Source organism: Microcystis sp. M079S1, assembly GCF_020246425.1.
Lineage (GTDB): Bacteria > Cyanobacteriota > Cyanobacteriia > Cyanobacteriales > Microcystaceae > Microcystis > Microcystis aeruginosa.
This window is the reverse complement of the sequence record NZ_JADBSZ010000109.1, coordinates 17,154-30,598: the sequence shown is the minus strand read 5'-3', so window position 1 is coordinate 30,598 and position 13,445 is coordinate 17,154. Positions and strand designations below refer to the sequence as shown.

9 protein-coding genes are annotated in these 13,445 nt (G+C 43.9%); 5 read left to right on the top strand and 4 right to left on the bottom strand.

Annotated features, from left to right (window positions below; translation table 11 throughout):
* Positions 1-51 precede the first annotated feature (51 nt).
* A complete protein-coding gene (locus tag IM456_RS07165) occupies positions 52-1,950 on the top strand; it encodes a CRTAC1 family protein (protein ID WP_287691884.1) in 1,899 nt (632 codons plus the stop codon).
* Positions 1,951-2,310: 360 nt separating this feature from the next.
* Positions 2,311-3,591 carry a nidogen-like domain-containing protein gene (locus tag IM456_RS07160; protein ID WP_287691886.1) on the top strand — a complete coding sequence of 427 codons (1,281 nt, stop codon included), beginning with the start codon at positions 2,311-2,313 and terminating at the stop codon, positions 3,589-3,591.
* Between the two features lie 75 nt (positions 3,592-3,666).
* On the opposite strand, the gene IM456_RS07155 is transcribed toward IM456_RS07160, so the two are convergent.
* The 4 genes from IM456_RS07155 to IM456_RS07140 all read right to left on the bottom strand — a co-directional run bounded on the left by IM456_RS07155 (position 3,667) and on the right by IM456_RS07140 (position 7,799).
* A complete protein-coding gene (locus tag IM456_RS07155; RefSeq protein ID WP_253881059.1) occupies positions 3,667-4,062 on the bottom strand; it encodes a hypothetical protein in 396 nt (131 codons plus the stop codon).
* Positions 4,063-4,109: 47 nt separating this feature from the next.
* Positions 4,110-5,771: a purple acid phosphatase family protein gene (locus IM456_RS07150; RefSeq protein ID WP_149985827.1), complete on the bottom strand. Its 1,662-nt coding sequence runs from the start codon at positions 5,769-5,771 to the stop codon at positions 4,110-4,112.
* A 76-nt stretch (positions 5,772-5,847) separates the two neighbouring features.
* Complete coding sequence (locus IM456_RS07145; protein WP_149985826.1) at positions 5,848-7,590, bottom strand: ABC transporter ATP-binding protein; 1,743 nt, start codon at positions 7,588-7,590, stop codon at positions 5,848-5,850.
* A gap of 71 nt (positions 7,591-7,661) precedes the next feature.
* Positions 7,662-7,799, bottom strand: a complete 138-nt coding sequence (locus IM456_RS07140; protein WP_172970476.1) for a hypothetical protein — start codon at positions 7,797-7,799, stop codon at positions 7,662-7,664.
* Positions 7,800-8,879: 1,080 nt separating this feature from the next.
* On the opposite strand from IM456_RS07140, the gene IM456_RS07135 reads away from it, so the two are divergent.
* The 3 genes from IM456_RS07135 (at position 8,880) to IM456_RS07125 (ending at position 13,369) form a co-directional block, all read left to right on the top strand.
* Complete coding sequence (locus IM456_RS07135; protein WP_287691889.1) at positions 8,880-10,202, top strand: CmpA/NrtA family ABC transporter substrate-binding protein; 1,323 nt, start codon at positions 8,880-8,882, stop codon at positions 10,200-10,202.
* 171 nt (positions 10,203-10,373) lie between these two features.
* On the top strand, positions 10,374-11,201 hold the full coding sequence (gene ntrB, locus IM456_RS07130) for a nitrate ABC transporter permease (RefSeq protein ID WP_149985824.1): 828 nt from the start codon (positions 10,374-10,376) through the stop codon (positions 11,199-11,201).
* A 161-nt stretch (positions 11,202-11,362) separates the two neighbouring features.
* Complete coding sequence (locus IM456_RS07125; protein WP_149985823.1) at positions 11,363-13,369, top strand: ABC transporter ATP-binding/substrate-binding protein; 2,007 nt, start codon at positions 11,363-11,365, stop codon at positions 13,367-13,369.
* Positions 13,370-13,445 lie beyond the last annotated feature (76 nt).

Genomic DNA, 13,445 nt, shown 5'->3' with positions numbered 1-13,445 from the left:
TCCCCTCAACTGTCTTAAGCTTAGATTGAATGTAGTTACTTCTTTGAAACCATGAATCGTTTGGAAAAATTCATCCGACGCCATAGCAAGTCTATCTTGGCATTGGGGCTAATTTTAGTCTTATTCTCTGTTTCCCGTCTCCCTGCCCTATCAATGGCAGAAAGATATGCGATCGCTTCTCGCTTTGCCTTTACTCGTTTTCCCTTACCCGAATTAGAAAATCAACCCTATCAAGTAGAAAGACCGACAAATCCCAGTTTAAGCCGTCATTCGGCCTGGATTTCGGCAGTTGGGGCGGCAGTTGCCCTGGGGGATCTCGATGGAGATGGCTTGGATAATGATCTCTGTCATGTAGAAACCCAAAGCAATCAGGTGATTATCTCCCCTGTTCCAGGTACGGGCAATCGTTATCAGCCCTTCACCCTGAATGTCACCGATTTTGACTATAACGATCAAACCATGGCCCCGATGGGATGTATTCCCAGTGATCTCAATGAAGATGGACTCAGGGATCTATTAGTGTATTATTGGGGACGAACACCGATCGCTTTTATCAAGCAAGATCAAGGTTATCTTCAGCAGCAAATCAGCCAAAAAAGGGAAAAATGGTACACCAATGCAGCAACCTTCTCGGATCTGGATGGGGACGGACACCCAGACTTAATCATTGGCAATTACTTCCCAGATAATGCCGAGATTTTGGATGTCAATTCTCAGAAAATCGAGAAAATGCAAGATTCGATGACCCGTGCTTATAATGGCGGTAAAAATCGAGTTTTCTTGTGGTCCGATGCCTCTACCACTGGAGTGACTTATCAAGAAGTCCAAGATGCTTTTGAGGAGAAAATTGCTCATGGTTGGACATTGGCCGTCGGAACAGCCGATTTAGACGGGGATTTATTGCCAGAGATTTATTTTGCCAATGATTTCGGACCCGATCGCCTCTTACATAATCGTTCTACTAGAGGACATCTCCAATTTGCCTTACTGGAAGGGCAAAAAGGGTTAACGACACCCAATTCTAAGGTACTCGGCCATGATAGCTTTAAGGGAATGGGGGTAGATTTCGGAGATATTAACCATGATGGACTCCTAGACATCTATGTGAGTAATATTGCTTCGGAATACGCCCTAGAGGAAAGTCATTTTCTCTTTACCAGTACGGGAGAAACGGAGAAAATGTCCCGAGGAATCGCCCCTTATGTCGATAAAAGCGAACCCTTGGGAGTCTCTCGTAGTGGCTGGAGTTGGGAAACAAAATTCGGCGATTTTGATAATGATGGGGAGTTAGAAGCGTTGCAAGCTACGGGATTTCGTAAGGGTGACATCAATCGTTGGCCAGAATTACATGAGTTAGCCATGAGTAATGATCAAGTCCTGAAAATCCCCAATAGTTGGTTTCATTTCCAAGATGGAGACGATTTAAGTGGTCATCAACATAATCCCTTTTTTGTGCGGGGTAAAGATGGACGTTACTATGATTTGGCATCGCAATTAAGCTTAGATGATCCCTCTGTCACCAGAGGAATTGCCACCGCCGATGTGGATGGAGATGGGGATTTAGACTTTGTAGTAGCAAATCAGTGGGAAACCTCTTATTTTTATCGTAATGATAGTCCAAATATCGGTCAATCTCTGGAATTAGAGCTTTTAAACCCTGCGCTCTCCCCTAATCCTTCTTCAGAAAAAGGGAAAATGGGTATCCCCGCAATTGGCGCAGCGGTTAAGGTGTCTCTACCTGATGGCAGTCAGCTAGTGGCGCAGGTAGATGGGGGCAATGGTCATTCTGGTGTGAGAAGTCCAGTGCTACACTTTGGTTTAGGCAAAATTGACCCTAATACCGCTTTACCCGTTGACATTCAATGGCGTAACCACAAGGGAGAAATTAAGCAAACCCAGTTACTATTAACGTCGGGTAAACAGACAATTTTGCTAGAGCAATCGGTTTAAAATCATTCTGTCAAGGGCGTAAGGCTTGCGCCCTTTATCGAAAAAATCGGGTCTAAAACCTCGCCTTAAAAGGCGAAAAGTTTTTGGAGCGGGGTATGGGTCTCCGTTACAAAAACGGCCTCCTGCCCCCTGCCTTCTGCCTTCGTTAACGTTTGTGTTGCATATTCTTTAACCGCTCTCGGAGAAACCTTGAAACCGACTATTCTGCAAATGCACCAATTAGGAATTGTTAAGAAAAATTAACTCCGTACGTAAAAATAAGGTAGTTCGATGGATAGGATTATAATGACGGTTGTTCTTCATGAACTCGATCAGAAAAATGTAACTTTAGCGATCTCAACTATTTGGAGTTTAACTAAAATGACAGTTTCGACCCAAAAAAACAACGGATTCACTCATTTTTGTCAAAATCTTGCCATTGGTTTTGTCGGATTAATGAGCTTGGGACTAAGTGCAGAAGTGTCTCTGGCTGATCCTAGTGTCATACTCAACGGTTTTGGCGGACCCGCTGGTTTTGGTGAATTATCCCAGGGACCGAACGATGATCAATCTTCGAGTCGGTTAAACTTGCCCTTTAATATTGACTTTTTTGGCGGTGATTTCAGCACTTTCTTCGTCAACAACAACGGTAATTTAACTTTTGTTAATCCACTGGGTCAATTTACTCCCAGTCCTTTCCCGATTACCAACCAACCGATGATTGCACCCTACTGGGGTGATGTGGATACCCGCGGTACTGGGGCGGTTTATGTGGCTTCTCCCAATCAAAGTACCGCGGTTGTAACTTGGGATCGAGTAGGCTATTATAACTCTCGGACTAATTTACTCAATACTTTCCAAGTCGTCCTCCGGGATCGACCTGATACGGGACTTGATGGGAATTTCGACATCGAGTTTCGTTACGGACAACTGCAATGGACAACGGGAGATGCCAGTGGTGGCAGCGGTGGTTTAGGTGGAACTCCCGCTCAAGCTGGTTTCGATGCGGGGAATAGAACTAACTTCTTTACTCTCCCCGGTTCGCGCACATCGGAAGTGTTAAACTTAGCCAATACCAGTAACGTTTCCTTTGATACCCCCGGTTTATGGTCTTTCGCTATCCGCAACGGTGAAACACCTGGTAGTAGCCGTGACAATCCCTTGCTCCCAATGATTATCGAGGATGGTTTTCAGTTCGACTTCAATATCATTAACCCCCTCCGTCCTGTCTTTATCGACCCCGATGTGGCGGTAGGTTATAACTATATCGTCGATTCAGGTCCGAATATCACCTCAGTGCTTTTACCCACGGGTATCGGTGATGGTTTGTATGAATTGTGGTCAGATTCTAGTGGTGGGAACTGTACCGATTTTGCTTCCAGTGGCACAACCTTGACGGGAGGCACGACTTTTAACTTTGCTTCACCTCTCCGTTGTTTCAGTGTTCGTGGTATTGAAACCAGTGCGGGGTTAGACCCAGCCAATCCTGTCGCTTTTGTCGCGGGATTGACCTTTGAGTCTGCCGGCCTAGTTTCCATGCGTCAAATCCCGATCACTGTATTTGTTGATTATGGTACGACTCAAGTTCCTGAACCGACTACTTCTGCTTTTATTTATGCAGGATTAATGGGTTTAGGATTGTTAGCGCGTAAAGCTAAGTAAGTTGTCAGTTTTATCTTCTTTATTTCACCCCCTACTCCACGAAGAAGTAGGGGCTTTTTATGGGAAAATTTTTTCTTAAGGTTTTAAATTTCCTTCTCGAATAAACCAAGTAATTGTGGCACTGGTAAAAGCAGTGATAGCAACAATAGCTATTTGTTTCCAGTTTTTAAATTCCCCAACTTTCTCGATTAAATCGGGAATTTTTTGGGTTAATACTGCTTGGGATTGAATTGTTCCTTCAATTTTAGCCGTGATAATTTTGACTTCCGTGATTTCTTTGTGTAGGTTAATAAATTGCTTGTTATTTTCTTCTCTCAGGGTTTCTATTTGTTGGCGATTATCTTCCTTTAGCGTATCAATTTGCTCGCGGGTTTCTTCTCGCAGGGAAATCATCTGCTCGCGGTTTTCCTGTCGCATTGCCGAGAGTAAGTCTTTCAATTCTTGAATATCATTGCTGGTAACAGTAGTCATAGAATTAACCCCAAGAGAATCTATTTAACCAGCATCTTTTAATTTTATTATACTTCACTGACGCTAAAAAGGTCAAATTCATCAAATTTAATTACCTCGGAGTCAGGATAACGAGTATCAAAACGATAACTGCTCACGGTTCCTTTTTCTGTATCTAAAATGCTAAAAACCGTCAGATCATTACTGGCAATATAGGGTAAAGGTTGATTAACCCAATCCACTAGAGGAGCAATGTTTGGGATAATTGCTGGTAATCGATTGGGATTACCGATGGCCGCATAATTTCTATCGAGAGGTACAGGACGTTTTTTATCACCTAAATAAGCACCATAACTATTACCAACGTTAGAAGATTCGAGAAAATTCATACCCTTAGGACTAAGAAAACGATTCCATAAATGAGAATGACCATAAAAAACCAAATTAACCTTAGCTGATTCTAATAAAGGAATCAGATCACGAATAATATAATCATTTTCTTGAGGATAATCATAACGTACCGATGTAACTGTTCCCGTGGCATCCCGTTGAATTGTCGGCACGGGATCGGTGTAGGGTGGAACGATATTTCCTCCTAGGGTATGGGGAGGATGATGAAACATAACTACTTTATATTTAGCCTCTTGAAATTCTCGACTATTTAACTCTTTTTCTAACCATTGATATTGAGGACTACCCCGGACAATTGGCTCAAAAATATGCTGACCGTAACCCCAGCGGTCGGGTCTATCTAAATCTCTTTGATTTTCGTAATATCTTCCCCTTGCACTGGGTTCTAAATTGGGATTTCTCCAGATATTAGTAACATATAAAACCACTAAACGAATATCGCCAAAGGTTAGAGAATAATATTTATTTTGAGGCAAAGAAAAAATTTCTCCGTAGGTTTCTATGTTAAAAGCATTATTTTTTAACCAGTTTTCATTAATTGCTGCTGTATCCGCTGCTAGTTGTTTAGCAATAAATTCAGGAATAGCATCTTCAAACTGTTCATTTAAACCTGTGGAATTAGAAAATCTGCCCATAACTTCATGATTACCAACAGCAGGAAATAAGGGCGCATTTTGAATAATTTCCCCCCCTTTATAAATAGTCTGAATACCATTCTTTGTCAGAGTATAATTGGCACGACCTTGTAAACAGGGAAAGAATGCCCCACCGCGACTATCATCAAACCATTCGGAAGCTCGATCGGGTATATTAACTAAATCTCCTGCTAAAAAAACTGCATCTACCTGTCCAATAGTTTCGCTAACTTTTTGCAAATTAGCGGCAGTCATGGGCATTAATTGATGATCGGAAGTGAGCAGAATTTTGAGATTAGTTCCTTTTTTGGGTCTTGGGGTAAGGGTATAAATATCACTTCTAATCGCTGTATTTTCCTGAAAACTGGTGACTTGATAGGGAATCCTTTCCCCGGGATTTAAATCAGTAATTTCGGACTGATGTCGCCAGATTTCTCGCTCGCTTAAAGATTGATAAGCTTCAACGGTTCTCGATTTGGTATCTTCTCTAACTCTAGTTAATTTGCTAGTGCGAGCGGCGGCCATTTTCTCTAGTTTTTCCCCGTAGCGCACCTGATGACGAGCGCCAAAAAATTCCGTAAACCAAATCACTTGTACTGATGTTTCGGTGGGTAATTGTAAAAAAGGTTCGCTTAAAAGTTGATCCTTGTTCATTGTCGCTAAAAGATAACTGCTGTACTGCATTTAAACAGTCTTAACGAGTAATTGAGATAGTCCACAGCTTAACTGGCAATAACTAGCAGATTCCCTATTTTATCGGCTAATGTAAAACCTTAGATTCTAACTGCTGCTGTTGCCAGAGATTTTGATAAACTCCGGGGATTGCGATTAACTCCTCGTGGGTTCCCATCTGGACAATTTCTCCGCGATCCATGACAAAAATGCGATCGGCAGTGGCAGCGGCCGATAATTGATGGGAGATAAAAATCACGGTTTTTTGGCTTTCTTGGCTGAGATTTTCCAAAATAGCCGTGGCCGTTTGATTATCGACGCTAGATAGAGCATCATCAAGGATTAAAATCGGTGCTTGGATGGCTAAAGCGCGCGCTAAAGAGGCCCGTTGACGTTGACCACCGGAAAGAGTAATCCCACGTTCTCCCACTAAAGTCCCGTATTTTTGCGGGAAATTCTCGATTTCCTCCTGAATTCTCGCTTGTTTGGCCGCCGATTCCACTGCCGAAAAATTCAGCAGCGGATCGCCGTAACGGATATTATCTTCGATGGTGGTACTAAATAAAAAACTTTCTTGGGGAACATAAGCGATCGCTTTTCGCAGCTCTTCAAGGGCAATTTGAGTGACATCTTGATCATCAATAAATAACTGTCCCTCGGCAATATCTAAAAGACGAGGAATAGCGTTAGCAAGGGTAGATTTTCCCGATCTGATCGCACCGACGACCGCTACCGTTTCCCCCGGATTAATGGTAAAAGAAAGAGATTTTAAGGCGGGTTCCCTAGCATCTGGATATAAAAAATTCAAGGCTTTGGCGGTAATTTTTCCTTGAATATTTTTTAAGTGAATACAATCGGCATTGTCTTTAATTTTAGCCTCAGCTAATAGGATAGTTTCCAGGCGATCGATACTCACTTCTCCCTGTTGGTAGGCAGTAATAGTGAAACCTAATAAAGCAGTGGGAAAAACTAATCTTTCTGCCAAAATTAACAGAGCAATAAAGTCCCCAATGGTGATATTACTCGATATAATTTGTCTAGTACCGAGAGCAAGCAACGCCAATAAACTCACATAGGCCAAAGCTTCAATCAGGGGAAAAAGAAAATTACGAGTCTGGACTAAATCTAAATTAGCCTGTAGTAATTCGCGATTTCTTTGCTTAAATGCTAGGCGCTCGTTACCTTCTTGGGCATAGATTTTAATCAGAGTAATACCACTCATATCCTCTTGAATTAAATCGCTCAGATGCGAGAGTTTTTCTTGTACTTTTTTCTGTTGCCGCTGCAGACGACCACTAAATAACTGCACAGCAATTAACATCAAAGGATAGACAGAAATAGCGGCGATTGAAAGGGGAATATGAATCGCTAACATCACGGGCAAAGTTAATCCATAGGCAAAAAAAGTATTAGCCAAACTGAGCAAAGCAAAACCCACCAGACGACGGATATTATCCACATCGCTAGTGGCACGGTTGATTAAATCTCCTGAAGTTTGCCTAGAAAAATAGGCAGGTTCAAGGGTTAATAAATGCTGAAAGATTTTTTGTTTAAGATCGAACTCTACCTGACGACCTATCCCGAATAACAATACTCTGGAAATCATGCGGATAAACCACATAATCGAGGCTAAAGCGACAATTAAAATCAGATAATGAATGATTTTTTGGAAGTCAAAAGATTTACTCAAATCATCGATGCTATCCCGGATTAAAAGCGGTATATAAACACCTAAAAGATTAACAATAAGCAAAGCAACTACCCCCCCAGTTACTATTTGCCAATGGGGACGTAGATAATTTGCTAGTTTTTTAATGCGAGAATAAGCCATATTTAGTTATCAGTTATCGGTGAGCAGTTAAAACAGGGAACAGGTAAAAGGGGGAATAGCCCCCCAAGATTTTATTTTTTCTCCTTGTCCTGATTTGGTGGCGGTTTAACATTAGAACCACCCTGGGGCGGTTTACCTGGTGGTCTATCAATTTTAGCTTGATAGCCGTGCTTAGATTTATCAGCCCGTCTTTCTTGTTTGTCTGACATTTAAGTTAGGGAATTGCGCTTTGATAATGTACCTTTTGGGCGAACGCAGTTCGCCCTTACATTGTGGACAAAATCCGTTACTGTAGGGGCGCAAAGCTTGCGCCCTCCGATCGATTGGGATATTATTCCCACGCAAGTCCCTTACCGCTGTTTGATCCTGCCAAAATTCAATATAACGAATTTCCTCTGCATTAATCAAAATAAGCTGTCCACACAGGGTGCACTCAATTTTGGAGAAATATTATCTATATTACATTTTGGGCGCACGCGATGCGCCCCTACCATGGGCGTAATAACTTCTGCTGCTCACCATAAGTGGGAGAGATTCACCAATGTGAGATGCACCCAACCAGTAATCACAGGGTGAGCGCATCTCAAACGCTATTGACAATTGGCCAATTTTGTGATCTGCTTGCTGTGTGGGCATTTCAAGTGATACCAGTCAATCAGAATAGTTACGAAATCTTAACATTTGGTCGATTTTTGCTTAACAATTGAGATGGCAAATTCTCCTCAAATATGCCTGAATGTACCTCTGGGTAAGCAACTCACATAAAGTTCATTTTGTCAAAGATTGTTAAGATGCGCTTACCCTGCCAGTAATCAGTGAACTGCAAACTCAAATCCGATAACTGATTCAAGATAGCTAAAAACCCCCATCGCCCTACCATGCGTTTCAGACAAATTTTTATGCTTTTATTACATGGCTGGCAATATTTTGTAACAATCTATACGAATTTTCTCGTTGAAGACTGTAAATTTAAGTTAATTACTTCGGTGATAACCCTGAAATAAAGTGATCTTTCTAGCCCAGATGACCAAAAACCGCCCCTATCTATCGACTCCTCAAAACTGTTATGCTTCCGGAAAAAATCTCTTAGACAAAAACTATTGCTAAATCTCCCTAGATGGAGAAGCAAAAGCGATCGAGAGATAAAAATAGTCAAAGCCTCCTTACTGAATCAACAGTTACTTTCAAGAAATTTTCTCGGTTATCACCACAGTCAGTTAGGGGAAGTAATGAGAATTTTTCACCGTTTCATCACCTTTGTTTAGTTTCTAATCACGATTTTTTAGTCCATGAGTAAACTTTCTAGACGTAGATTTATCTTCACTGCCGGGGCAACTGCCGTAGGAACAGCAATTCTCCACGGTTGCGCCACTCCCAATAATACCGCGACCAGTCCCTCCCCGGCTGGCAGTCCTGCCGCTTCCCCCGCTGCCGGTGGAGAAACTCCCGAAGTCACCACCGCTAAACTAGGTTTTATTGCCCTCACCGACGCTGCCCCCTTAATTATCGCCAAAGAAAAAGGTTTATTCGCTAAACACGGGATGCCCGATGTACAGGTGATGAAACAAGCCTCTTGGGCAGCAACCCGGGATAACCTAGAATTAGGTTCGGCGGGTAACGGTATCGATGGGGCGCATATTTTATCCCCCATGCCCTACCTAATGACCTTGGGCAAAATCACCAAACAGCCCGTACCAATGTATATTCTGGCGCGCTTGAATACCAACGGTCAAGCGATTTCTGTGGCTAACGAATACATGGATCTAAAGGTTGCCCTCGATAGCGGTGTACTGAAAGAATCCTTCGCTAAAGCTAAATCTGCGGGCAAAGAAGTTAAAGCCGCCGTCACTTTCCCCGGTGGTACTCACGATCTCTGGATGCGCTATTGGTTAGCCGCCGGTGGCATCGATCCGAATAAAGATCTATCCCTAATTGTTGTTCCTCCGGCACAAATGGTGGCTAACATGAAAGTCGGCACGATGCAAGCTTTCTGTGTGGGGGAACCTTGGAACGCCCAATTGGTTAACAAAAAACTCGGTTATTCGGCCCTGATCACTGGAGAATTCTGGAAGGATCACCCGGAAAAAGCCTTCGCTTTACGCGCCGATTGGGTGGATAAAAATCCCAAAGCGGCAAAAGCTTTAACCATGGCTGTTTTGGAAGCGCAGCAATGGTGCAATGATCCCGCTAATGTTAAGGAAATGTGCGAGATTATTTCAGGACGGGAATGGCTGAAAATTGACCCCGCCGATATCTTGGGAAGAATGCAGGGTAATATCGATTTCGGTGATGGTCGCAAAATCGAAAATAGCCCCGTAGCCATGAAATTCTGGGCTGATAACGCTTCCTATCCCTACAAGAGTCATGATACTTGGTTTGTGACTGAAGACATCCGTTGGGGCTATATTCCCGCCGATACGGACATCAAAGCTTTAGTTGATAAGGTTAACCGGGAAGATATCTGGAGAGAAGCCGCCACAGCCCTCAATGTTCCGGCTGATCAAATTCCCACCTCTACCTCTCGCGGTGTGGAAACTTTCTTTGATGGTGTTACTTTTGACCCTGAAAATCCCACCGCTTATCTGAAATCTCTCAAGATTAAAAAGGTTTAAATCAGTGTTCAGTGATCAGTAATCAGTTAAAGATGATTTGCTGATAACTGGTAATTAATAACTGATAACTGAAATTCTTGCGGAGCAAGCCAAGAGCAAAGCTGACCACTCCACCACTGATAACTGATAACTGATAACTGATAACTGATAACTGATAACTGATAACTGATTATGGCTGTTTCTATTTCTCGTCGTTCTCAAGGTCAGAAATGGGTAAAAGACCTGCAAAAAAAATTACCCAAACTAGCAACTTCGGCGATTGCTTTATTAATTTTCCTCCTCATCTGGCAAGTTCTCTGTTTTAGTCCCGATGCACCCCTCCCTAGTCCCACCAAAGTGGTTAGCGAGACCTGGGAATTAATTGTTAATCCCTTTTTTAATAATGGTGGCACAGATGTGGGGTTATTCTGGCAAATTTTCGCTAGTTTACAACGGGTGGCCGTCGGTTTCACCCTTGCCGCTATTGTTGGCATCGCTGCGGGTATTTTAATCGGTAGTAGCGCCCTAATTTATGATGCGATCGATCCGATTTTCCAAATCCTGCGTACCGTTCCCCCCCTAGCTTGGCTACCCATCTCCCTAGCGGCTTTTCGTAATAACGAACCTAGTGCCATATTTGTAATTTTTATTACAGCAATTTGGCCAATTATTATTAACACGGCCGTGGGAGTACAGCAGGTTCCCCAAGACTATAAAAACGTCTCTAGAGTGCTAAAATTATCCAAAGTTGAATATTTTTTCAATATTCTTTTTCCCGCTACTGTTCCCTACGTTTTCACTGGATTAAGAATCGGTATCGGTTTATCTTGGTTGGCGATTGTAGCGGCAGAAATGCTGATCGGTGGCGTGGGAATTGGCTTCTTTATCTGGGATGCTTGGAATAGTTCCATGATCAGTGAAATTATCCTCGCCCTGATTTATGTGGGTATTGTTGGTTTCCTACTCGATCGCCTCATGGCCTACATCGCTAAATTAGTTGTACCAGAAGAAAATAAATAGGGTTTGCGGCAAAAAGTTTTTCGGTGGGGGCAGGGTGTGGGGTGTGGGGTGTGGGGTGTGGGGAGCTTTTTAAGTAAACAGTAAACAGTAAACTAAAAACTCACATCTGATAACTGATAACTGACAACTGATAACTGATAACTGATAACTGATAACTGAAAATGTCTGCATTTATTGAAGTCGATCACATTGATAAGGTTTTCCCTCTCCCCGATGGCCGTCAATATATTGCCCTGAAAAATATCGATCTCAGCGTTACTCAAGGGGAATTTATCTCTTTAATCGGTCACTCCGGTTGCGGGAAATCCACCCTCTTAAATATGGTCGCCGGACTCGATCGCCCGACGGTGGGGGGGGTGATTTTAGAGGGAAGAGAAATTAAAGGCCCCGGACCCGATCGCATGGTGGTCTTCCAGAATTATTCTCTGCTGCCTTGGTTAACCGTCCGGGAAAACATCGCCCTAGGAGTTAACCGTGTGCTGCGTCATCTGCCGGCTGCTGAACGCAAAAGTGTCATCGAACATAGTATCGATATGGTACACCTGCGCCATGCCGCCAACAAACGACCGGGAGAATTATCGGGAGGCATGAAACAACGGGTAGCGATCGCCCGCGCCCTAGCCCTACGGCCAAAAGTCCTGCTCCTCGATGAACCCTTTGGGGCGCTGGATGCGTTAACCAGAGGCAATTTACAGGAACGTTTGATGGAAATCGTCGAAGAAAGCCACGTTACCTGTATCATGGTCACGCACGATGTGGATGAAGCCCTATTACTATCCGATCGAGTGGTGATGTTAACCACCGGTCCGGAGGCCCATATCGGTCAGATTCTCGATGTTCCCATTCCCCGGCCCCGGCATCGTTTGGAAGTAGTTAATCACCCTAGTTACTACTCCCTCCGTAACGAGATCGTTTATTTCCTCAACCAACAGAAGCGATCGAAGAAAGTCGGCCAACCCACCGAACCGGTAACAGTGATCGGCCAAGCTACCAGATTGAAAACCAATCCTACCATCGGTTTTATCCCCCTCACCGATTGCGCCCCGATTATTATCGCCAAAGAGAAAGGTTTCTTCGCCGAGGAAGGATTAGAGGATGTTATCCTGCAACGGGAACCCAACTGGAAAGCGCTCGCCCAAGGGGTAGCTACCGGTCGTCTCGATGCGGCCCAGATGGTGGCGGGAATGCCCCTCAGCATGACCATTGGGGCCGGCAATAAGCCCTCTGTCCCCGTGATTAGTGCTTTGGTACTCAGTCGCAACGGTAACGCCATCACCCTCAGCAATAAATACAGGGAATTGGGGGTAGAAAAACTGGAGGACTTGAAGGATGCCCTCCTGCAAAGTCCCGATAAAATCGCCACTTTCGGCATGGTTCACCCCGCCTCCATGCACAATCTGCTGTTACGCTACTGGTTAGCTAGTGGCGGCATCGATCCCGATAGTGATGTCAATTTAGCCGTAATTCCGCCGCCTCAAATGGTTTCCTTACTAAAAGCGGGTAATATCGACGGTTATTGTGTGGGGGAACCCTGGAACTCCTACGCCGTTCACGAAAAATTAGGCTTCGTTATCGCCACCGATCTTGATATTTGGCCCGGACACCAGGAAAAAGTCCTCGGGGTTAAGGAAACTTGGGCGGCGAAACATCCCGAAACCCATATCGCCATGGTGAAAGCTTTAATCAGAGCCTGTGAATACTGCGATGATCAGCGTAATCGAGAAGAAATCGTCAATATTCTCAGTCAGCCCCAGTATGTGGGCGTGGATAGGGCAATTATTCGCCCCGGTTTTCTCGATGGTTACGATCGCGGTTTAGGAACTGCCCCCGAACCCCTATTCCGATTTAATCAGTTTTACGTCGATCAAGCTAACTGTCCGGGCCGGAGTGAGGCCCTATGGACTCTCACTCAGCTTGCCCGTTGGGGTTACGCGCCTTTCCCCCGCAACTGGGTGGAAGTGATTGAACGCGTCCGTCGTCCCGATCTGTTTGGCGAAGCTTGCCGGTCTCTGGGCCTTCCCGATTTGGAACCCAATCGCCACAGTTTCGCCCTCTTTGATCATCTTATTTTCAATCCCGACGATCCGATCGGCTATCTGGAACGTTTTTCCATCCGTCGCGATTATCGCGTCTCAGAAGTTCTCCTCGATGATCCCGTCGCTAATTAAGGTTGGCTGAATAAATCTAAAAACCTTGTTGGGTAAAACTTTTAGACTTTTTGGCAATCAAAAAGTACCAGATATG